General features: G+C 71.8%; 20 protein-coding genes, 1 tRNA gene and 1 pseudogene. 10 read left to right on the forward strand and 12 right to left on the reverse strand.

Annotated features, from left to right (window positions below; translation table 11 throughout):
• Positions 1-3: 3 nt before the first annotated feature.
• A complete protein-coding gene (locus tag J8J14_RS12730; RefSeq protein WP_209379906.1) occupies positions 4-489 on the forward strand; it encodes a hypothetical protein in 486 nt (161 codons plus the stop codon).
• Here the strand turns inward: J8J14_RS12730 and lpxB are convergent.
• The 5 genes from lpxB to hisI all read right to left on the reverse strand — a co-directional run bounded on the left by lpxB (position 479) and on the right by hisI (position 4,393).
• On the reverse strand, positions 479-1,627 hold the full coding sequence (gene lpxB, locus J8J14_RS12735; protein ID WP_209379908.1) for a lipid-A-disaccharide synthase: 1,149 nt from the start codon (positions 1,625-1,627) through the stop codon (positions 479-481). The genes J8J14_RS12730 and lpxB overlap by 11 nt on opposite strands.
• Positions 1,624-2,508 carry a carbon-nitrogen hydrolase family protein gene (locus tag J8J14_RS12740; RefSeq protein ID WP_209379910.1) on the reverse strand — a complete coding sequence of 295 codons (885 nt, stop codon included), beginning with the start codon at positions 2,506-2,508 and terminating at the stop codon, positions 1,624-1,626. The genes lpxB and J8J14_RS12740 overlap by 4 nt, the downstream gene beginning before the upstream one ends.
• Positions 2,505-3,104, reverse strand: coding sequence for a GNAT family N-acetyltransferase (locus J8J14_RS12745; protein ID WP_209379911.1), 600 nt, complete (start codon positions 3,102-3,104; stop codon positions 2,505-2,507). Before J8J14_RS12745 ends, J8J14_RS12740 begins: the two co-directional genes overlap by 4 nt.
• A 77-nt stretch (positions 3,105-3,181) precedes the next feature.
• Positions 3,182-3,856 (reverse strand): GOLPH3/VPS74 family protein, encoded by a 675-nt coding sequence (locus tag J8J14_RS12750; RefSeq protein WP_209379912.1) that lies wholly within the window; start codon positions 3,854-3,856, stop codon positions 3,182-3,184.
• A gap of 84 nt (positions 3,857-3,940) precedes the next feature.
• Positions 3,941-4,393 (reverse strand): phosphoribosyl-AMP cyclohydrolase, encoded by a 453-nt coding sequence (gene hisI / locus J8J14_RS12755; protein ID WP_209379913.1) that lies wholly within the window; start codon positions 4,391-4,393, stop codon positions 3,941-3,943.
• Between the two features lie 70 nt (positions 4,394-4,463).
• Between hisI and J8J14_RS12760 the strand changes: the two genes are divergently transcribed.
• The 5 genes from J8J14_RS12760 to J8J14_RS12780 all read left to right on the forward strand — a co-directional run bounded on the left by J8J14_RS12760 (position 4,464) and on the right by J8J14_RS12780 (position 9,938).
• A complete protein-coding gene (locus J8J14_RS12760; RefSeq protein ID WP_209379914.1) occupies positions 4,464-4,946 on the forward strand; it encodes a Fur family transcriptional regulator in 483 nt (160 codons plus the stop codon).
• Between the two features lie 109 nt (positions 4,947-5,055).
• Positions 5,056-5,424 carry a hypothetical protein gene (locus J8J14_RS12765; protein WP_209379915.1) on the forward strand — a complete coding sequence of 123 codons (369 nt, stop codon included), beginning with the start codon at positions 5,056-5,058 and terminating at the stop codon, positions 5,422-5,424.
• A 151-nt stretch (positions 5,425-5,575) separates the two neighbouring features.
• Complete coding sequence (locus tag J8J14_RS12770) at positions 5,576-6,490, forward strand: aldo/keto reductase (protein ID WP_209379916.1); 915 nt, start codon at positions 5,576-5,578, stop codon at positions 6,488-6,490.
• On the forward strand, positions 6,480-7,829 hold the full coding sequence (locus tag J8J14_RS12775; protein ID WP_209379917.1) for an NTP/NDP exchange transporter: 1,350 nt from the start codon (positions 6,480-6,482) through the stop codon (positions 7,827-7,829). The genes J8J14_RS12770 and J8J14_RS12775 overlap by 11 nt, the downstream gene beginning before the upstream one ends.
• Before the next feature lie 21 nt (positions 7,830-7,850).
• Positions 7,851-9,938 (forward strand): sensor histidine kinase, encoded by a 2,088-nt coding sequence (locus J8J14_RS12780; RefSeq protein ID WP_209379918.1) that lies wholly within the window; start codon positions 7,851-7,853, stop codon positions 9,936-9,938.
• A gap of 38 nt (positions 9,939-9,976) precedes the next feature.
• Here the strand turns inward: J8J14_RS12780 and metC are convergent, their stop codons facing one another.
• From metC to J8J14_RS12800, 4 genes are read right to left on the reverse strand one after another with little or no spacing between them, the layout of a single operon-like run.
• The gene (gene metC, locus J8J14_RS12785; RefSeq protein WP_209379919.1) at positions 9,977-11,170 is read right to left on the reverse strand and encodes a cystathionine beta-lyase; all 1,194 of its coding nucleotides are present in this window, start codon (positions 11,168-11,170) and stop codon (positions 9,977-9,979) included.
• Positions 11,170-12,027 (reverse strand): sulfurtransferase, encoded by an 858-nt coding sequence (locus J8J14_RS12790; RefSeq protein ID WP_209379920.1) that lies wholly within the window; start codon positions 12,025-12,027, stop codon positions 11,170-11,172. Before J8J14_RS12790 ends, metC begins: the two co-directional genes overlap by 1 nt.
• Complete coding sequence (locus J8J14_RS12795; protein ID WP_456307517.1) at positions 12,024-12,755, reverse strand: alanyl-tRNA editing protein; 732 nt, start codon at positions 12,753-12,755, stop codon at positions 12,024-12,026. Before J8J14_RS12795 ends, J8J14_RS12790 begins: the two co-directional genes overlap by 4 nt.
• Positions 12,752-13,405: an NUDIX domain-containing protein gene (locus J8J14_RS12800; RefSeq protein WP_209379922.1), complete on the reverse strand. Its 654-nt coding sequence runs from the start codon at positions 13,403-13,405 to the stop codon at positions 12,752-12,754. The genes J8J14_RS12795 and J8J14_RS12800 overlap by 4 nt, the downstream gene beginning before the upstream one ends.
• 126 nt (positions 13,406-13,531) lie before the next feature.
• Here J8J14_RS12800 and J8J14_RS12805 point away from each other — a divergent pair, with 126 nt between their 5' ends.
• A complete protein-coding gene (locus J8J14_RS12805) occupies positions 13,532-14,452 on the forward strand; it encodes a DMT family transporter (RefSeq protein WP_209379923.1) in 921 nt (306 codons plus the stop codon).
• A gap of 7 nt (positions 14,453-14,459) precedes the next feature.
• Here J8J14_RS12805 and parA read toward each other — a convergent pair whose 3' ends face one another.
• The 3 genes from parA to J8J14_RS12820 are packed head-to-tail and all read right to left on the reverse strand — an operon-like array spanning position 14,460 to position 16,931.
• Complete coding sequence (gene parA / locus J8J14_RS12810) at positions 14,460-15,080, reverse strand: ParA family partition ATPase (RefSeq protein WP_209379924.1); 621 nt, start codon at positions 15,078-15,080, stop codon at positions 14,460-14,462.
• Positions 15,081-15,120: 40 nt separating this feature from the next.
• Positions 15,121-15,633 (reverse strand): hypothetical protein, encoded by a 513-nt coding sequence (locus tag J8J14_RS12815; protein WP_209379925.1) that lies wholly within the window; start codon positions 15,631-15,633, stop codon positions 15,121-15,123.
• The gene (locus tag J8J14_RS12820) at positions 15,630-16,931 is read right to left on the reverse strand and encodes a sulfite oxidase (protein ID WP_209379926.1); all 1,302 of its coding nucleotides are present in this window, start codon (positions 16,929-16,931) and stop codon (positions 15,630-15,632) included. The genes J8J14_RS12815 and J8J14_RS12820 overlap by 4 nt, the downstream gene beginning before the upstream one ends.
• A 58-nt stretch (positions 16,932-16,989) precedes the next feature.
• Between J8J14_RS12820 and J8J14_RS12825 the strand changes: the two genes are divergently transcribed.
• The 3 genes and pseudogenes from J8J14_RS12825 to J8J14_RS12835 all read left to right on the forward strand — a co-directional run.
• Positions 16,990-18,516 (forward strand): NAD(P)H-hydrate dehydratase, encoded by a 1,527-nt coding sequence (locus J8J14_RS12825; RefSeq protein WP_209379927.1) that lies wholly within the window; start codon positions 16,990-16,992, stop codon positions 18,514-18,516.
• Positions 18,517-18,543: 27 nt separating this feature from the next.
• A tRNA-Leu gene (locus J8J14_RS12830) sits at positions 18,544-18,628 on the forward strand.
• Positions 18,629-18,676: 48 nt separating this feature from the next.
• A pseudogene (locus J8J14_RS12835) lies at positions 18,677-19,093 on the forward strand (trigger factor); the annotation flags it as partial.
• Positions 19,094-19,133 lie beyond the last annotated feature (40 nt).

The following is a 19,133-nucleotide window of genomic DNA, read 5'->3' on the forward strand; positions in this document are numbered from 1 at the left end:
CGCATGTCCCGCGTGATTTCGGCGGTGTTCGACAATCGCGACGAGGCCGAGTCCGTCGTGACGCATCTGCGCGTGCATGACCGGATCACCTCGGAGCGGATCCAGGTTCATCCCGCGGAGAACGCCCAGCTTGTGGAGAATGAGGGCATCCTGCCGTCGCTTGGCCATCTGCTGATCGGTGACTCCGAGCGGCGGACCTATACGGAGGCGGTCCGGCGCGGTTCCACCGTTGTCACGGCCGAGGTGGATGACGGGATCGCGGAGCATGTGATGGCCGTGTTCAACCGGCACGGCGCGATCGACCTGGAACAGCGCGCCGCGAGCTGGCGGGAGGAGGGCTGGCGGGACGATCCGGAATTCGCCTCGGAAGCCGACCTGCCCGTGAACTCCTCCATGGCGGCGGGGGCCGCGAGCATGGCGGGCACGGGCGTGCCCATGGTCGATCCTGACGAGCCCGTGACCGGCCCGGGCTCCGGCCTCAGGCGCTGATCGCCCCAAGCACGGCGCGGGCGGCGGCCTCGCTGGGGCTGCCGCCGCCGGGCGGGGCGAGCTGCGACATCACGCGCGCGAAGCCGGCTTTCTGCGCCGCGGCTTCCGGGCCGCCGGAGAGCAGGGCTTCCAGCCCCGCCGCCAGCCGGTCCGGGCGGCAATCCTGCTGGATGAACTCCGGGATCACGGGCGCATCGGCCAGCAGGTTCACGATGCTGGCGTAGCGCACCTTCACCAGCCGCCGGACGATCTCGGCCGTGATCGGGTTCACGCGGTAGCCCACCACCATGGGAACCCCCGCCAGCGCCACCTCCAGCGAGGAGGTGCCGGACTTGATCAGGCCTGCCGAGGCGGCGGCATAGGCGTCGTGCTTTTCCGCCAGGTCGCGGACGAGGATGGGGCCAGGGGTCCAGCCCGCGGCGGCCGTGCGCACGGCCTCTTCCACCGGCCCGGCCAGGGGAACCACGGGGCGCAGCCCCGGGACGCGGGCCGAGAGGAGGCGGAGCGCCTCCCCGAAGATGGGCAGGAGGCGCCGGATCTCGGTGCGGCGGCTGCCCGGCATCACCAGGATCACGCGTTCCTGCGGGCGGATCCCATGGGCCGCGCGGAACCGGGCGCCGTCGCCGCGGTCCGCGCCGCTTTCCAGCACGGGATGGCCGACGAAATCCACGGGGATGCCCGCCTTCTCGAAGAAGGGCGGCTCGAAGGGCAGGAGGGCAAGGATGCGGTCCAGCCGGTGGGCCATTTCCTTCACCCGCCCCTGCCGCCAGGCCCAGACCTGGGGGGCGACGTAGTGGATGACGGGGATGCCCATGGGCTTGACGCGCTTTGCCAACCGCAGGGCGAAGCCGGGGCTGTCGATGGTGACGAGGGCCGCGGGGCGCCGGGCGGTGATGTCGGCCACGGTCTCGTCCATCCGCCGGGCAAGGCTGCGGATGTTCGGAAGCACCTCCAGCAGGCCCATCAGCGCCAGTTCCCGCATGGGGAAGAGGCTCTGCAGGCCCTGCTCCGCCAGGCGTTCGCCGCCGATCCCGGCAAAGCCGAGGCCGGGCCGCATCTCGCGCAGGCGCGCGACGAGGCGGGCGCCCAGGACATCGCCCGATGCCTCGCCCGCGACGATGTAAACCAGTTGCGTCATGCGAACCCCGCGACGGAAGCGGGCGCGACCGCGCCCAGCCATCCCTGGTGGTTGAAGACGGCGCCCTCGCGCCGTACAGCCGTGATCCGGGCGGGGTCGAGATCGGCGAAAAGCCAGCGCGGCTCGTCCAGCACGCCCTCGGCGATCACGCCGTCATCGGGGAAGCCGCGGTCTACGGGGCCGAAGATGGCGGCCTTGCCCCGGTTCACATCCAGCGCGGCGGACCAGGGCGCCTCTCCCACCGTGGGCGTGACGGCGACGAAGCACTGGTTCTCCACGGCCCGCGCCGCGGCGGTGAGCCGCACGCGGTTGAAGCCGTGCAGCGTGTCCGTGCAGGAGGGGGCGAGGATGAGCCAGGCGCCCGCCTCCACCTGGGCCCGCACATGGAGGGGGAACTCCACGTCGTAGCAGATGGAGATCCCGATCCGGCCCCAGGGCGTCTCGAACACGGCCGGTGCTGCCCCGGCCGAGACGCCCCAGCGCTCCTTCTCGAAGCGGGTCATGTTCTGCTTGTCCTGGAAGGCCATCCGCCCATCGGGCGCGATCAGCGGGGCGCGGTTGCGGATCAGCCCGTCCGCATCGCGCATGGCCAGGCTGCCCGGCTGCAGCCAGAGGCCGGCACGCATGGCGGCGGCGCGCATCGAATCGAGGATCGCCGGGGCGGCTTCCACCATGGCGGCCAGTTCCGCCGCCTCGGTGGGCGGTGCTGCCCGGCAGAGAGAGGCGCCGAGTTCCACGCTGGCATATTCGGGCAGCACGGCCAGCTCCGCGCCGCCCTCCCGTGCCTCGGCCAGCAGCCGGTCCAGCTTGGCAGCGAAGGCGGGCACCCCCTCCGGCCGCCCGACAGGGTAGGGCAGGAGGGCGAGGCGCAGCGGCTTCATGCGAGATCCCTGGCCCAGAAATCGAGGCGGTGCGGGATCTCGGCCGTGCCGCCGACCTCGCGCCATTCCATGGTGGCAGCCATGCCCGGCACCGGCGCGTAGCCGCGCTTGTGCCAGAAGGCATCCAGCGGCTGGTGGGTTGCGGGGCGGCGTGGATCGGCGGCGTCGCGCCGCACGGCGCAGAAGGCGGCGCGGCGCAGGCCCAGGGCGCGGGCATGGGCTTCCCGCGCCGCGAAGAAGGCCACGCCGATGCCGCGGCCGCGCCATTCGGGCAGCAGCACGGATTCGCCGAAATAGCAGGTGTTGGTGGGGTCCATCCCCGCCGCCGCCGCGGCCTCCAGCACGGCGCGCCCGGCTTCCTGCATGGGCTGGCAGGTCGCGGCGCCGACGGGTTCCTCGCCCGCCAGGGCCAGGATCACCGCCGCGCCCGGGCTTTCGGAATAGGCGCGGAGATAGCGCGCCTCGTAATCCTCGGCGGCATCATAGAGATAGGGCCAATCTCGGAAGACGACGGCGCGCAGGCGCGCGACCGCCGCGAGATGGGGGCGGAGCGCCTCCCCCGCGACGGTCTGGATACGGTGTTCGGGTTCCGGCATGCCGCGATGCATAGGCGGCCCGGCTGCCGGGGAAAAGCGGAACGCGGCGGCGGACGGGCTCCGCCGCCGCGTGGCCGCTACATCAGGGGCGTGTAGCGGGCCATCTCCACGAAGATGTCGCGCACCGCATTGCCAAGCGAGCGGCTGAGCTCCTCCAGGTTCGCAACCTGCGCGATGCGTGGCTCGGCGGCTTCCAGCGTCTCCTCGGCCAGGATCAGCGGCAGCAGCCCCGCGGCGCGGCAGAGGCCGATCAGCAGGGAGTCGCGCGGCTCGGGGATGTCGTCGTCGAAGATCACGCCGGTCAGGCGCGCCTTCACCTCGCGCTCCTCCTTGTCGGAGATCACGGGGTAGCGGCGCTCCGGGAAGATCCAGAGGAAGCGGCCCATCTCCTCGCGGAGGATGCCGCGCTGGACCAGGCGGGCGAAGATCTGCTCGCGGAAGGAATCGGATTCGCGCCCCAGCGTCTCGATCCACCAGCGGCTGCCATGGGGGAAGTCGCCCTCGTCCGGGCCCGGGCCGGGATCGGCGGCGATGCGGGCGAGGACGCGATCCAGCAGCGGGTCGCCGGTGGGGGAGGGATCGGTGACGTAGAGGCGCTGGGGATCCGTGTCGATCCGGTTGTGAAGGGCCAGTTCGGCCAGGATCGCGCCGGCGATGGCGTAGCCGGAGGCAGGCCCGGCCATTTCGTTGAGCCGGCCGCTCCGGTCGTCCAGCATCAGGAGGATCAGTTCCTCCGGCATGGTGAGCGGCATGGAATACCCCTATTTCGTGTGGCGTGCGGGAGAGGGAAGCCCTGGCCGGGCGGGACCGTCAATCGCGGTTCCGCGAAAGATATTTCAGCCAGGCTTGCCGTAGAGGGTGGCGGGGTCCGCCAGCACGGGCTCAAGCGGGGCGACGGAGTCCTCGCGCAGGCCCCAGGAGAAACAGGAGCGCCGCCCGGTATGGCAGGCGACTCCGTCCTGGTGGACGATGGCCAGCAGCGCGTCCCCGTCGCAGTCCAGGCGGAGGTCGATCAGGTGCTGCACCTGGCCGGAGGTTTCGCCCTTGCGCCAGAGACCCTTCCGGGAGCGGCTGTAATAGGTGACGCGGCCGGTCGCGAGGGTTTCCTCGACAGCCTCGGCATTCATCCAGGCGAGCATCAGCACCTCGCCCGTGCCATGGGCCTGGGCGATGGCGGCGACGAGTCCATGCGAATCGGGCTTGAGCGCGGCAAGGAAGCGCGCGCGCGCTTCGGCCGTGGGGATGTTCCAGGCCGGGAGACCGGCGGGGCGGTTGGGAGGCGTGGCCATGCGGCCTATATAGTCCGGGTTGGCGCCGGCGTCCCCGCCCGCCCCCCGCGAGGACTGCCCCGGAACACCGATGCCCCACGGCGAACACCATCAGGCCCATGGCGACCGTGCGACGATGCTGCGCGATGCGGAGGAATCCTGCCTCCGCCGTGGCGCGCAGCTGACGCCGCTGCGCCGGCGCGTCCTGGAGATGGTGCTGGAGGCCGACCAGCCCGTGGGAGCCTATGCGCTGCTGGACCGGCTGCGGGCCGAGCGCCCGGGGGCCGCGCCGCCCACCGTGTATCGCGCACTGGACTTCCTGCTGGCCCAGGGCCTGATCCATCGGATCGAGCGGCTGAACGCCTTCATCCCCTGCACCGAGGCGGCGCATGGGCATGAGCACGACCATCCCCACCAGTTCCTGATCTGCCGGAACTGCGGCCGCACCGCCGAACTTTCCGACGACTCCGTGGTGGCCGCGGTGGCCGCGGCGGCGAGGTCTGCGGGGTTCAGCCCGGCGCGCACCACCGTGGAGGTGGAGGGCACCTGCGGGGCCTGCGCGGCTGCGGGCTGATGCCTGCGAAGGATTCTGATGTGCGGTTCTGATTCACGGTATCTTCAGGGGCGCCGATCACGTTACCGTTAGTTCCCGGTTGGAAATGACCGGTACGATCGGAGACGCTATGCACCGCCGCTACCTTCCCGTGCTTGCCGCCGCCCTGGCGGTAGGGGCCCCCGCCCTGGCCCATGCCCAGAGCCGGCTAGACTTCACCCTGATGAACCGGACGGGCTACGAGATCAACGAGGTCTATCTCGGACCGACCAGCTCCTCCTCCTGGGGGAATGATGTCATGGGGCAGGATACCCTGCCCAATGGCCGCTCGGTGGACATCCAGTTCAACCGCCGCGCCTCCACCTGCAACTGGGACATGAAGGTGGTCTATGCGGATGGGGACGAGTCCGAGTGGCGGAACTTCGACCTCTGCAGCATCTCGAAGATCACCCTCTACTGGAACCGGCAGAACGGCACGACCCGCGCCGTGACCGAGTAGTAGGCCCCCGGGGCGGCGCGCCTGCGCCGCCTCCTTGCCGCGAGCCCTTGCTGCGGGAGATTTCCAGGGCTTCCCATTCGCGCGACACTTCCCATCCCGGGGACGGGACGTAGATGCTGCCGCGGCAGCGGCGCAGAGGGAGCAAACCGTCATGATGGCAACTCGCCGAACCGCGCTCGCGGCCCTTGGGGCAGGGCTTGCCGCCACGGCCGGGCGGGCTGCCCTGGCGCAGGCCTCGCCCCTCCTCCCCAAGCCCATCCCCTCATCCGGGGAGATGATCCCGGTGGTCGGGCTGGGCTCCGCCCGCCGCTATGAGGAGGCGAGCACGGAGGAGGACCGGGCACCGCTGCGCGAGACCTTCCGCCGGTTCCATGCCCTGGGCGGCACCGTGCTGGACACCGCGCCCTCCTATGGCAACGCCGAATCGATCATGGGCGGGCTGATGGAGGATCTGGGCATCCGGCGGGACCTGTTCGTCTGCACCAAGGTGGGCGCGGACACTAAGGAGACGGGGCGCGCGCAGATCGAGCAGTCCTTCCGCAACCTGCGGACCGACCGGATCGACCTCCTGGCCGTGCACAACCTGCGCGACATCTCCAACCAGCTCGCCACGCTGCGGGAGCTCAAGGCGGCGGGGCGGATCCGCTATGTCGGCGCCACCACCTCCTTCGACCGGCAATACGAGGCCTTCGAGGCCATGATGCGGCGCGAGACGCTGGACGCCATCCAGATCGACTACGCGCTGGACAACCGCAACGCGGCCGAGCGGATCATCCCGCTGGCGCGGGAACGCGGCATGGCGGTGTTCATCAACCTGCCCTTCGGGCGGGGCAGCGTGTTCCGCGCCACGCAGGGCAAGCCCCTGCCGGACTGGGCGGCCGAGATCGACTGCACGAGCTGGGCGCAGGTGATGCTGAAATACCTGGTCAGCCACGAGGCGGTGACCTGCGCCGTACCGGGAATGGCGCAGGCGCGCTACGTGGACGACAACCTGAAGGCCGCCCAGGGCCGCATGCCCGACGCGGCGCTGCGCCGCCGGATGGAGCAGTTCATCGATGCGCTCTGACGCCGCGGGGGCGGAGGGCGGATGGGCTTACCGGGCGCTGCGGCGGATCATCGATATCCGCCCGGCCGAGGTGCAGGCGTTGGCCTGGTCCTGGCTCTATGTCTTCGCGCTCTTCCTGGCCTATTTCGTGCTCCGGCCCATCCGGGATGAGCTCGGCGTGGCGGGCGGGGTGCGGAACCTGCCCTGGCTCTTCACCGGCACGCTCCTGGCCATGCTCGCCGCCAACCCGCTTTTCGCCTATGCGGTGCGGCGCTGGCCGCGGGAAAAGTTCGTCGCGATCGCCTACCGGTTCTTCATGCTGAACCTGCTGGTGTTCATGCTCCTGCTGATGCTCGCCGGGCCGGAGCAGCATGTCTGGATCGGGCGTGCTTTCTTCATCTGGGTTTCGGTCTTCAACCTCTTCGTCGTCTCGGTCTTCTGGTCCTTCGTCGTGGACGTGTTCGATGCGGAGCAGGGCAAGCGCCTCTTCGGGTTCCTTGCCGCCGGGGCCACGCTGGGTGGCCTCGCGGGGTCCAGCCTCACCTCGGGGCTGGTGGAGCGGATCGGGCAGAACTGGCTCCTTCTTGCCTCCATCGTGCTGCTGGAGGTGGCGGTCTTTGCCTCGGGCCGCCTGTCCCGGATCAGCGATGCCTTCCGGCGGCCGGTCCAGGGGGCCGATCCGCATCGCGCGCTGGGCGGGGGTATCTTTGCCGGCATGACCCACACGTTCCGATCCCCCTATCTGCTGGGGATCGCCTTCTTCATGCTGTTCTACTCCGTCACCTCCACCTTCCTCTACGTGCAGCAGCTCTCTATTGCGGAGGCGGCATTTCCCAGCCGGGCCGCGCGCACGGCTTTCTTCGCCGACATCGATTTCTGGGTGAACCTCCTCACCCTGTTCGTGCAGATCTTCCTCACGGGGCGCCTGATGAACTGGCTCGGCGTGGCGCTGACGCTGTGCGCCCTGCCGCTGTTCAGCGTGCTGGGCTTCGCGGCGCTCGCGGCCTCGCCGGGCGTCGGGGTCTTCGTCGTGGTGCAGGTGGCGCGGCGCGTCAGCAACTTCGCCCTGGCCCGCCCGACCCGGGAGGTGCTGTTCACCTCGGTCCCGAGAGAGGACCGCTACAAGGCAAAGAACTTCATCGACACCGTGGTGTATCGCGGCGGGGACCAGGTGGCCGTCTGGTCCCATGCGGGGCTGCTGGCCCTGGGGATGGGCATGACCGGCATCGCGGTGGTGGCCGTGCCGCTCTCGGTGGCCTGGCTGGCGCTCAGCTTCTGGCTCGGGCGCAGGCAGGAGCGGGCCGTGGCGCTGGCCGAGCCGCCCGCGGTGCGGGATCAAGCGGCCGTGGTGCCATCCTGAGGGTGGGGCCGGCGTTGCTCCATGGCTGATGGACGGGCCGACTCCGCGCGTCGTCCCTCCGCGCGCGGACTTCCCGGGCGGCGCCTGCGGCTGCGGACCTATCTGGCGGCCCTGACCCTGGCGGTGCTGGCGCCGGCCCTGGGGCTCGGCATCTACACCACCTGGCACATGGCCGGGAACTACCGCCAGGCTTCCGAGGCGCGCCTTCAGGACACGGTGCGCGCGCTTGCCCTGGCGCTGGACGCGGAGATGGAGAGCCGCATCGCCGCGCTCTCCGCGATCGCGACGAATCCGGATCTGGACCAAGTGGGCGAGGGGGAGGCGGAGAAGTTCCGGCCCCATGCCACGCGCCTTGCCCAAATCCTCGGCACGCCGGTGATGCTCCTGGACCGCCGCCTCCGCCTCATCCTGCACAGCGCCGTGCCGCCCGGCGAGCCGCTGCCCGCGACGGCCGCGCCCGCCTATGTCGCGGCGGCCTTCGAGACGGGAAGGCCGGGGGTGAGCGATGTTGTGTACGGCGCGGTGGCGCAGCGGCCCGTGATCGGCGTGGCGGCCCCCATCATGCGCGAGGGCCGCGCCCAGGCCTTGCTCGCGACCCGCGTGGAGCCGGCGACACTGTCCGCCATCCTGGAGGCGCAGGGGCTTCCGGAGGGTTCCTTCGCCACGGTGGTGGACCGGGCAGGGATCGTGGCGGCGCGGTCTTCGGGAGCGGCGCGTTTCGTCGGGCACCCCGTTCCCGCCTGGTACCGTCCCGCCATCCAGGGCCGCGACGGCGGTGTGCTGCGCGGGCCCGGGCTGGAGGGGGAGGAGATGATCTTCTCCTTCGCGCGGCTTTCCGCGGCGCCGGGCTGGACGATGGTGCTGGCCGAGCCGATGCGCATGCACCGCGCGCGTTGGCTCTCTCCCCTGCTGGGGCTCATGCTCGGCGGCGGGCTGGCCATGGTGCTGGGCATCGCTTTCGCCCTCTGGCTCGCCGGGCAGGTGCTGCGGCCGATCCGGCAGCTGCTGAGCCATTCCGGTGCCGTCGCGGCCGGCAGCGGCGGGAGCGCGCCGGCGGAGACGCCCGGGCTGAGGGTGACCGAGTTCGAGATGCTCCGAGAGGAGGTATCGCGGGCCGAGGAGACATTGCGGGCCAGCGAGCGGCAGCTGCGGCTCGCGCTGGAGGCATCGCGGCTGGGCCGCTGGGAAATGCTGCCCGGCGGTCCCGGGATGCCCGTGGGCAGGCTATGGCTCGCCGGGCCGGGCGAGGCCGCGCTGCGGGAGGCGCCCCCCGACAACTGGCTCGACCATGTGCATCCCGACGACCTGGCCCACCTGCTGGAGGCGTTGAATCCCGGGCCCGGCGGGCTGCCGGGGCGCTGCACCGCCGAGTTCCGCCTGCGGGATGCCGCGGGGGCGTGGCGATGGTTTTCCATGCACGGGGCGGTGGTGGAGCGGGACGAGGCGAGTGGCGCGCCGCTTCGCCTGGCGGGCGTGTTCCAGAACGTGACGGAGCGCAAGGCGGCGGAGGAGCGGCAGGCGCTGCTGATGCGCGAGGTGGATCATCGCGCCAAGAACGCCCTGGCGGTGGTGCAGGCGGCCCTTCGCCTCACACGGGCGGAGGATGTGCCCTCCTACATGCGAGCGATCGAGGGGCGGGTGGCGGCGCTGGCGCGGGCGCAGAGCCTGCTGGCGGCGGAGCATTGGGCCGGTGCCGATCTTCGCAGCCTGCTGGAGGGCGAGCTCGTTCCCTTCATGGCCGAGGCCGCGAGGCGGGCCGAGCTGAGTGGGCCCGCCGTGTCGCTTCCCGCCCAGATCGCCCAGCCCCTGGCCATGGCCGTGCATGAGCTGGCCACCAATGCCGTGAAGCATGGCGCGCTCTCCTGCGCGGAGGGACGGATCCTCCTGTCCTGGGAGGTCGGCGGCGGGGCGGAGCGCCGGCTTTCGCTGCGCTGGGAGGAGCGGGGCGGGCCGCTGGTGGCGGGGCGGCCCGAGCGGCGCGGCTTCGGATCCCGCGTGCTGGAGGCGACCATCCGCACGCAGCTGGGCGGGCGCGTTTCCCTTGCCTGGGAGGCAGGGGGGCTGGTCTGCGAGATCGAGCTGCCGCTTGTCCCGGCCATGGCGGGCTGAGAACCGCCCCGGCCCTTGCGGACCGGGGCGGGGCGGGTTCAGCGCGGCAGGCGGTCCAGCGCCTGGGCGAGGTCGGCGATCAGGTCCTCCGGCTCCTCCAGCCCGATATGCAGGCGGATCGCGGGGCCGCCGAGGGCCGGGTCCTTCGCCGTGCGGGTGATGGAGGGCGAGGTGGGGAGGGCCAGGCTCTCATAGCCGCCCCAGGAGGCGCCGATGCCGAACAGCGCCAGCGCATCCACCACGGCCTCCGCGTCCGCATCCGCATAGCGGGGCTGCAGGACCACGCCGAACAGGCTGCAGGTGCCGGCGAAGTCGCGCGCATAGATCGCGTGCTGCGGATGGGAGGGCAGGGCGGGGTGGAGGAGGCGGAGCACCTCGGGCCGCGTCTCCAGCCAGCGGGCGACGACGAGGCTGTTCTCCGCCTGCTGCTTCAGCCGCACGGGCAGGGTGCGCAGGCCGCGCAGGCAGAGCCAGCAATCATCGGGGCTGGCGAACTGGCCGAGCTGGCTGGCCGCCCCCTTCACGATGTTCCAGTCCTCGGCGTTGTTCACGGCCACGCTGCCCAGCAGCACGTCGGAATGGCCGGCCGCGTATTTCGTCAGCGCCTGGATGGAGACATCCACGCCATGGACGAAGGGCTGGAAGTTATGGAAGCCCCAGGTGTTGTCCATCAGCACCTTGGCGCCCGCCGCATGGGCGGCACGGGCGATGCCGGGGATGTCCTGCACCTCGAAGGTGTGGCTGCCCGGGCTCTCGGTATAGACGACGCGCGTGTTGGGGCGGATCAGCGCCCGCATCCCGGCCTCGTCCACCAGCGGATCGTAATAGGTGGTCTCGATCCCGAAGCCGGCCATGAGGCCATCCGCCAGGTTGCGGGCGGGGCCATAGACGCTGTCCGGCATCAGGCAGTGGTCGCCGGCCTTCAGATAGGCGAGCAGCGGGACCATGACGGCGGCGAGGCCCGTGCCGACGATGACGGCGCGGGTGCCGCCCTCGATCTCGGCGATCATGTCCTCGAGCATGTGGTGGGTGGGGCCGCCGGCGGTGCCATAGGTCAGCACCTGCTCATAGCGCTGCTTCGCGGCCGATTTGCGGGATTCACAATCGGGGAAGAGCACGGTGGAGCCGCGATGGACGGGCGGGTTGACGAAGCCATGGGCCTTCGCCCCCGCGCGCCCGTGATGGGACATGCGGGTGGCGAAGCCCAGTGCCTTGTCGTGACGATCAGCCATCAGGCCTGTTCCTTGGTGGTCTTGGGTGTTTCCGGGCGCAGCGCCCATTCGGTCCAGGAGCCGTCATAGACGGAGCCCTCGGGCAGCCCGGCGCGCACAAGGCCAAGCGCCAGGACGCAGGCGGTGACGCCCGAGCCGCAGGAAAGGATCACCGGGCGTTCCGCATCCACCCCGGCGCGCTCGAACCGCGCGCGCAGGGCATCCGGCGGCAGCATGGTGCCGTCGGGCGCCAGGAGGTCGGTGAAGGGGATGTTGGCGGCTCCGGGCATGTGGCCGCTTGGCAGGCCGGGGCGCGGTTCCGGTGCCGTGCCGTCGAAGCGTCCGGCGGCGCGGGCGTCGAGGATCAGCGCCTCGCCCCCGCCCTGGCGGATGATGCGCTTCATGTCGCCGATGCCGCGGAGCCGGTCCGTACGGAAATCCGCCACGAAATGCGCGGCGGGCGGGGCCGGCGGTTCGCCGGATTCGACCGGCCGGCCCTCGCGCTGCCATTTCGGCAGGCCGCCATCCAGCACGAAGGCGGCCTCATGCCCCATGAGCCGCATCAGCCACCAGCCGCGCGCGGCGGCGCGCAGCCCCTGGGCGTGATCGTAGAAGACGACGCGGCTTTCATTCGAGATGCCGAGGGCGCCGGCGAGCTTCGCGAAGCGCGCGGGCGTCGGGACCATGTGCGGGAGATCGGTGTCCGGGTCCGCGAAGAGATCAATGTCGAAGTAGCGCGCGCCGGGGATGCGGGCCGCGGCGAAGGCCTCGCGCTTGTTGCCCGTCTCCCCCGGAAGGATGAGGGAGCAGTCCAGCGCCACGAGGTCGGGCTTCCCCAGCTCCCCCGCCAGCCACTCAGTCGAAACGATGTCGTTCACGTCGCGTCCTCCGCCAGCACGATATGGATGCGCCGGTTCTGCTTGCCCTTGCTCTCCATCTTCACGACCTCCACGCGGCCGATCTCGCCGGTGCGGCGCACATGGGTGCCGCCGCAGGGCTGGAGGTCGATGGGTGCCTCCTCCGCTCCGATGCGCACCAGCCGGACCTGGCCCGCCCCGCGGGGCGGCTGGACGGAGAGGGTGCGGACGAGGCCGGGATTGGCGTCCAGCTCGGCCTCGGTGATCCAGCGTTCGCCGATGGGGTGGTCGGCCGCGATCAGCGCGTTCAGCCTTTCGGTCACCCATTCCTTCGTGGGCGGCTCGGGCAGGTCGAAATCCAGGCGGGACTTCTCGGCGCCGATCTGGTTGCCCGTGGCGTAGATGCCGGGCATGGCGGCGCAGAGCAGGTGGAGGGTGGTGTGCATCCGCATGTGGCGGTGGCGCCGGTTCCAGTCGAGCCTGGCGGTGACCTTCGCGCCCACGGGCGGGATGGCGGCGCCGGGGCCGGGCACATGCAGGGCGGAGCCGTCCGGCCCCTTCACCGTGTCCGCCACCGGCATCTCGCCGCCTTCCCAGGCGATGCTGCCGGTATCGCCGGGCTGGCCGCCGGCGCGGGGGTAGAAGACGCTGCGGTCCAGGACGACGCCGGCTTCCGAGCTTTCCAGCACGATGGCGGCATTGCCCTCGGCGTAGGCATCTTCGCGAAACAGGGCTTGGGTCTGCATCATCTCGTCCATTCGTCGCGCAACCGCGCGTGGTTCACCTGCAGCCAGAGCAGGGCAAGGGCTGCGGGCGCGTTGCGGATGCGGTTCTCCGCCACCATGGCGAAGGCCTCGGCCGTGTCCACCACCCGCACGACGGTTTCCTCATTCTCGGATGCCAGGCCGCCGGGCCGCGACGGATCTTCGGCGAGCGAGACCTGGGCCAGCTGGAAATGCACGCGCTCATCGGCCGAGCCCTGCATCAGCAGGAAGACGCCGATCCGCTCCATGCGGGCGCAGTCCAGGCCGGTTTCCTCCCGCAGCTCGCGGCGGGCCGTCTCGGCCGGGTCCTCGCCGGCCTCGACCAGGCCCGCGGGAAGCTCCGTCATCAGCGGCTCCTCGCCGGCGGCGAGGGCGGGCAGGCGGAACTGCTCGATGAGGGCGATGCGGTCGGTGACGGGATCCCAGGGCAGGATGACCGTGCCCTGGCCGCGCCGGAGCAGTTCCCAGGTGAGGGGGCCGGAGAGGGTGCCGTCGCGCTTGCGGTAGCGGAAGCGCACGCGCTGGACCGGAAAGCGCCCGGCCCAGACAACCTCGTCCGCCTCCGGCACGTAGAGGGGATGACTTGGAACCGGCGGGGCATTGGGCGGCCGGGCCGCGCCGTCTTGCTCTGTCATGGGGGGCGGACGCTACAGCGGAACCGGGGCGGTTGAAATCACCCGGGGCCCGGCGAGGCGCGGCGAGGGTTGCGGCGGGCGCCGCCGAGGGGAGAATGGCGGGCTCACACGAATCCCAGGCCCTGTATGAATTCCCCTTCCTCGTCCGTTCCCCCTCGTGGCCAGCGCGCCGCGCGGGCCCGGGCGATCGCCTATGTGACCGGCTCGGCAGGGCTCTTTGCCCTGGCGGCGGCGGCGGTGAAGGCGCTCCAGGGGGCGCTGCCGCTCTCCGAGGTGGTGCTGTTCCGCAACCTTCTCGCGCTGCCCGCCATCCTGCTCCTGGCGCAGTGGAGCGCGCCGGGCGGGCTTCGCGGCGCGTTGCGCACGCGGCATCCCAGGCGGCATGCCGAGCGGCTGATCGGCGGGCTGATCGGGATGTATGGTTCCTTCTACGGCTATGTGCACCTGCCGCTCGCCACGGTCACGGCGCTGAACTTCACCATGCCGCTTTTCCTCACGGCCCTGTCCGTGCTGCTGCTGCGGGAAAGGGTGGGGTGGCGCCGCCTGGCCGTGGTGCTGGCAGGCTTCGGGGGCGTGCTGCTGATGCTGCAGCCCGGGGGCGGCGGCGAAACGCTGCATCTGGGCGCTGTGGCCGGGGTGCTCGCGGCGGCGCTGGGCTGGGCCTATGCCATGGTGTCCATCCGGAAGATGGGGGAACTCGGCGAGTCCGGCATCACCATCGTGCTGTGGTTCGCGATCGGGGCGGCGGCGGTGGCGGCGGTGGCTACGCTTCGGGTCTGGATCACGCCGACGCCGCGGCAATGGGGGCTGCTGCTGATCGTTGGCCTCGTCTCGGTGGGCGCGCAGATGCTGATGACGGCGGCCTATCGTTCGGCGGATGCCACGGTGATCGCGCCCTTCGAATACTCGGCCATTCTCTGGACCACGGTGCTGGGCGTGCTCCTCTGGGGCGAGGTGCCGGATATGTGGGACCTGGCGGGCTTCCTCGTGCTGGTGGGCGCCGGGCTGGCGATCTGGCGCATGGAGGTGGCGGGGGCGCCACGCTAGTCGCGCCTCATCGGCTTTCCTGACGGATCGCCTCGGCCAGGGCCTTGGCCTCGGCCGCGGCCTGGCCGCGCGGGGCCGCCTCGACGACGCCCAGGCCCGCGGCGAAGGCGGCCGCGAAGGCGGTGCGGTTGCCGAAGGCGGCGGGCAGCAGGGGAAGCTTCCGCTGCGCCAGCGTATCGGCCACCTCCTGCGCCGCCCGGCCCTGGGCCGGCACGCGGTTCAGCATCAGGGCGACGCTGCGCTTCTCCGCGGCGGCGACCTCCAGCGTGGCCTCCATCGCCCAGAGATCGGGAAGGGAGGGCTGGAGCGGGATGAGCACGAGATCGGCCGATCGCATGGCGATGCGGCTGTCCGTATCGGCATGGGGCGGCGTGTCGAGCACGATGAAGTCCATGGTCTTGCGCAGCCGGTCCACCGTGCCCGGCACACGCCAGCCCGAGGGGTTCTCGAAGGCCAGGGGGCGGTCCGCATCCCGCAGGGCGTGCCAGCGGGTGAGGGTGGCCTGCGGGTCCGTGTCCAGCAGCGCGGCCCTTGCGCCCGAGGCGGCGAGGGCCACGGCGAGGTTAGCCGCCACCGTGGACTTGCCCGCCCCGCCCTTCCGCTGCGCCACCGCCACCACGAAGGCCATCCCAGCCCCTCCGCCGATTCGGGTAGGAGCCTAGACCGGATCAGTTGAGAAAGGGGTTTGTGTTGCGCGGGTTCCGGCGCGGCGGGAAGTGCTGCGCCAGGTAATCCACCACCAGGCCGCGCATGTCGCCTTCCAGCGGGGCCATGCCCTGCTTCTCGGTCATCCAGTCCATCAGCTCGTCCCATCGGGCACGGGTGAAGCCGCTGCGGCGGATGATCGCGGTGTTGTGGCAGGTGGTGCAGCGGGCGAAGACCTCCTCCCTTCCATGGCCGGCGGGGAGGATGTCCTCGCTCTCGCGCGGGTTCTGGATCGCGGCCAGGCGCTCCGCCTCCGCCCGGGCGGAAGCGGCGCGTTCCGCATCCAGGCGCTCGGCCTCCGCGCGCCGGGCGGCGGCGCGGGAATCGGCCTCGGCCGTGGCGAGGGCGGCCGGGGTGGGGGTGAGGGGGGCGGGACCGGTGGCCCGGCGGGAGGCCGGGACATCCATGGCAAGCACGAGCAGGCCGAGGGCGCAGGCCAGGCCCACCGCCCCCTTTTCCAGGCTGGAAAGGCTCATCCGACGAGGATCGCCGTCCGGGCCATGGCGTTGGCGGCGTAGCCCTGCGGGTTCCAGTTCGGCGCGGCATGGGGCTGCATGCGGCCCTGGCTGTCGGTGGCGCGCGTCCAGATCTCGAAATACCCGTCCGAGGGCAGTTCCACGCTGCCCTGCCAGCGCTGCCAGGAATGGCGGTTCGGGGGCTCGGCCACGCGCATCTCGGCCCAGCTGGCGCCGAAATCGGTGGAGACATGGACGGCCCGCACGGTCAGGTCGCCCGCCCAGCCATGGCCGCGCAGGTCCAGGCGGCGCGTGCCGGCAGGCAGGCGCGTGCCATGGGCCATGTTGGTGAGCAGCGCGCGCACCGGCATGGAGGTGATGTCCACGAAATCCGCCCCGTTGGTGCTGCTGCCCGGGACGATGGGCTTCACCGGCACGCGGTAGGATGTACCGCCCATGCCGGGCCCGTCATGCGGGGTGGCACGCAGGGTGATCCGGTTCAGCCATTTCTGGGACAGGCTGCCGGGCCAGCCCGGGGTGATGAGGCGGACGGGGAAGCCGTGGACGAGGGGGATGGGTTCGCCGTTCAGGCGCAGGGCGATCAGGGTGGTGTCCTCCATCGCCTTGGCGATGGGCATGCCGCGGCTGATCGCCTGGCGGGAGGTGTCGCCCGACAGGTGGGGGTCGGCGCCGAAATGGCCGGTGAAGCGGGCCGTGTCCTTCGGGCCAGCCGCGCGAATCACGTCGCGCAGGCGCACGCCGGTCCATTCGCCGTTGGAGATGGCGCCGTTGCCCCACTGGTTGCCGCGGGTTTCCGGCACGAAGGCGTTCCGGCCATTGCCGCCGCATTCCATCTGCAGGCGCAGCGTGACCAGCTCGAAGCGGCTTTCCAGCTCACCGAGCGTGAGGTCCAGCGGCGTGTTCACCTCGCCGTCGATCCTGATGCGCCAGGTCTTGGGGTCGGCGGAGAAGCGTTCGGGGATGCCACCATTGTTGCGGATGAAGAACCTGTCCGCCGGGGTCACGTCGTCGTCCAGCATGGATTCGGGCGTTTCGGCCACAAGCGGGCGCTCACCGAGGAGGATCAGGCCGGCCTTGCCGTCCATCCGCAATGTCGCGGGGCCGCCGGCCGGCTGGGCGAGGGCCGCGGGCAGCAGGCCCTGGGGCATGCGGGCCGCAAAGGGGATGGTGGCGCCGAGGGCCGCGCCCATGGCGGCCAGGGCCGTGCCCTTCAGCGCGCCGCGCCGTCCGAAGGCGAGCGCGTCGGCCCGCTCGGGATCCTGCGCATAGAGTTCGAGCAGCGAGCGTTCACGCGCCATGGCAAGTTTCCCCCGAAGCGGTCTTCGCCGCGATTCCCGTGTTCCAGGAGAAGGTCTGATGCCTCTTCCCGGCTGTCCGGATCATAACCTTCTCCTGCCCGGCGAGAAGGCCATTCGGACGCGATGGCCGCTCGATCTGCTGACCCCGGCGGCGATGGCCCGGGCAGACGCGGCATCGGCCGTGCCGGTGGATGTCCTGATGGCGGCTGCCGGGCGGGCCGTGGCGCGCGCGGCCATGGCGCGGTTCAGGGCCTGCCGGACGCTGGTGCTGGCAGGGCCGGGGAATAACGGCGGCGATGGCTATGTCGCGGCCAGGCTGCTGCACGAGGCGGGATGGCCCGTGGCCGTGGCGACCATGGGGGTGCCCCGGCCGGGCGGCCCCGCGGCCGGGGCCGCGGCGCGCTGGCGTGGGTCGGTGGTTCCCTTCACGCCGGAAGAGGCGGCGCGGGCCGGGCTGGTCATTGATGCCCTGCTGGGCGCCGCGCCCTCGCGGCCCCTGGGGGCGGAAGCCGTGTCGGTGCTGCGCGCCGCGGGCGGGCCGATTCTGGCTGTGGATGTGCCAAGCGGGCTGGACGGGGCCACCGGGGCCCCGCTGGGCGAGGTCGCGCAGGCGGCGCTGACCGTGACCTTCGCGCGGCTGAAGCCTGGTCACCTCCTGCTGCCGGGCCGGCTGCTCTGCGGCGTGCTGCGGCTGGCCGATATCGGGCTGCCCGAGGCGGCGCTGGCAGATGCGCTGGCGGAGGAGGGGGCGCCGGTGTTCCGGAATGCGCCGGGCCTGTGGCACCTGCCTCCCGCTGATCCGGAGGGCCACAAGTACAAGCGGGGCCATGTGGTGGTGGCCGGCGGTGCCATGCCCGGCGCGGCCCGGCTGGCGGCCTCCGCCGCGCGGCGCGGCGGGGCGGGGCTGGTCACCCTCGCCGCGGCCTCCGAGGAGGCGGCCGCCGCCTTCCGCATCGGGGAGCCGGGCGCCATCGTCGCGGGGCCGCCGGTCGGGGCCCTGCTGGAGGATGCGCGGCGCGGCGTGTGGGTGATCGGGCCGGGGATGGCCCCGGATGGCGGGCTGCGCGGATTGATGGCGGGGGCGCTGCGGGCCGGGCGCGCGGTGGTGGCGGATGCCGGGGGGCTCACGGCCTTTGCAGGAGCGCCGGAGGGGCTGCGTGGGGCGGCGATCCTGACGCCCCATGCCGGGGAGTTCGCCCGTCTCTTCGGTGAGCCGGGGCCGGACAGGCTGGGCGCGGCGCGGCGCGCGGCATCGGCGACCGGCGCGGTGGTTGTTCTGAAAGGGCCGGATAGCGTGATCGCGGCGCCGGATGGCCGGGCCGCGATCAACCACAATGCGCCGCCCAGCCTGGCCACCGCCGGAACGGGCGACGTGCTGGCCGGGCTGGCCGGGGCGCTGCTGGCCCAGGGGCTGGCTCCTTTCGAAGCCGCCTGCGCCGCGGTGTGGCTGCAGGGGGAAGCGGCGCCGGAGGGCCCGGGAACCCTGGCCGAGGACGTGGTGGAGGGGCTTCCCGGGGCTCTGGCCCGGGCCCTTCGGGCCTCCCCGGTTCCACCGGCGCTTGGAAAGCCGGCGCCGTTGCGCTAAGGCCCGGCCCTTCGGCGCCGCTGCGAGGCGGGCGTGGTGGAATTGGCAGACACGCTGGATTTAGGTTCCAGTGGCGCAAGCCGTGGGGGTTCAAGTCCCTCCGCCCGCACCAAGAAGTCTGGCGCCGCCCGAGTTTTGTCCTGGATGTGGAACTGAGCGAATGCAGGTGACGGAGCTCTCGGCCGAGGGGCTGAAGCGGTCCTTCTCGGTGGTTGTGCCGGCGTCGGAGATCGAGGCGACGCGTGACAAGCGGCTCGCCGCCCTGGGCCGCGACCTGCGGATCCCGGGCTTCCGGCCGGGCAAGGTGCCGATGTCCGTGGTGAAGAAGCGCTACGGCACGGCCGTGACCGGCGAAGTGCTGGAAGAGCAGGTCCAGACGGCCACCCGCGAGCTGCTGAACGACCGCGGCCTCCGCCCGGCGCTGCAGCCGAAGGTGGAGCTGGTCGGCGACTTCGCCGAGGGGCAGGACCTCTCCTTCAACATCGAGATGGAGATCCTGCCGGAGATCCCGATGCCGGATTTCTCGGGCATCGAGCTGGAGCGCCCGCGCGCCGAGCCCTCCGACGAGGAGGTCCAGAAGGCGATGGACGGGCTTGCCGCCCGCAACGCCAAGCTGG

Source organism: Pararoseomonas baculiformis, from assembly GCF_017813395.1.
Taxonomy (GTDB): Bacteria; Pseudomonadota; Alphaproteobacteria; order Acetobacterales; family Acetobacteraceae; genus Roseomonas; species Roseomonas baculiformis.

Coding starts and splice junctions, on each gene's coding strand:
- J8J14_RS12795 (WP_456307517.1), bottom strand. CDS start 12,755: ATGATGCAGACCCAAGCCCTGTTTCGCGAAGATGCCTACGCCGAGGGC.
- J8J14_RS12775 (WP_209379917.1), top strand. CDS start 6,480: ATGCGCTCTGACGCCGCGGGGGCGGAGGGCGGATGGGCTTACCGGGCG.
- J8J14_RS12825 (WP_209379927.1), top strand. CDS start 16,990: ATGCCTCTTCCCGGCTGTCCGGATCATAACCTTCTCCTGCCCGGCGAG.
- J8J14_RS12750 (WP_209379912.1), bottom strand. CDS start 3,856: ATGCCGCTCACCATGCCGGAGGAACTGATCCTCCTGATGCTGGACGAC.
- J8J14_RS12780 (WP_209379918.1), top strand. CDS start 7,851: ATGGCTGATGGACGGGCCGACTCCGCGCGTCGTCCCTCCGCGCGCGGA.
- J8J14_RS12820 (WP_209379926.1), bottom strand. CDS start 16,931: ATGGCGCGTGAACGCTCGCTGCTCGAACTCTATGCGCAGGATCCCGAG.
- J8J14_RS12730 (WP_209379906.1), top strand. CDS start 4: ATGTCCCGCGTGATTTCGGCGGTGTTCGACAATCGCGACGAGGCCGAG.
- J8J14_RS12765 (WP_209379915.1), top strand. CDS start 5,056: ATGCACCGCCGCTACCTTCCCGTGCTTGCCGCCGCCCTGGCGGTAGGG.
- parA (WP_209379924.1), bottom strand. CDS start 15,080: ATGGCCTTCGTGGTGGCGGTGGCGCAGCGGAAGGGCGGGGCGGGCAAG.
- J8J14_RS12760 (WP_209379914.1), top strand. CDS start 4,464: ATGCCCCACGGCGAACACCATCAGGCCCATGGCGACCGTGCGACGATG.
- J8J14_RS12815 (WP_209379925.1), bottom strand. CDS start 15,633: ATGAGCCTTTCCAGCCTGGAAAAGGGGGCGGTGGGCCTGGCCTGCGCC.
- J8J14_RS12770 (WP_209379916.1), top strand. CDS start 5,576: ATGATGGCAACTCGCCGAACCGCGCTCGCGGCCCTTGGGGCAGGGCTT.
- J8J14_RS12745 (WP_209379911.1), bottom strand. CDS start 3,104: ATGCCGGAACCCGAACACCGTATCCAGACCGTCGCGGGGGAGGCGCTC.
- metC (WP_209379919.1), bottom strand. CDS start 11,170: ATGGCTGATCGTCACGACAAGGCACTGGGCTTCGCCACCCGCATGTCC.
- J8J14_RS12800 (WP_209379922.1), bottom strand. CDS start 13,405: ATGACAGAGCAAGACGGCGCGGCCCGGCCGCCCAATGCCCCGCCGGTT.
- J8J14_RS12740 (WP_209379910.1), bottom strand. CDS start 2,508: ATGAAGCCGCTGCGCCTCGCCCTCCTGCCCTACCCTGTCGGGCGGCCG.
- J8J14_RS12805 (WP_209379923.1), top strand. CDS start 13,532: ATGAATTCCCCTTCCTCGTCCGTTCCCCCTCGTGGCCAGCGCGCCGCG.
- hisI (WP_209379913.1), bottom strand. CDS start 4,393: ATGGCCACGCCTCCCAACCGCCCCGCCGGTCTCCCGGCCTGGAACATC.
- lpxB (WP_209379908.1), bottom strand. CDS start 1,627: ATGACGCAACTGGTTTACATCGTCGCGGGCGAGGCATCGGGCGATGTC.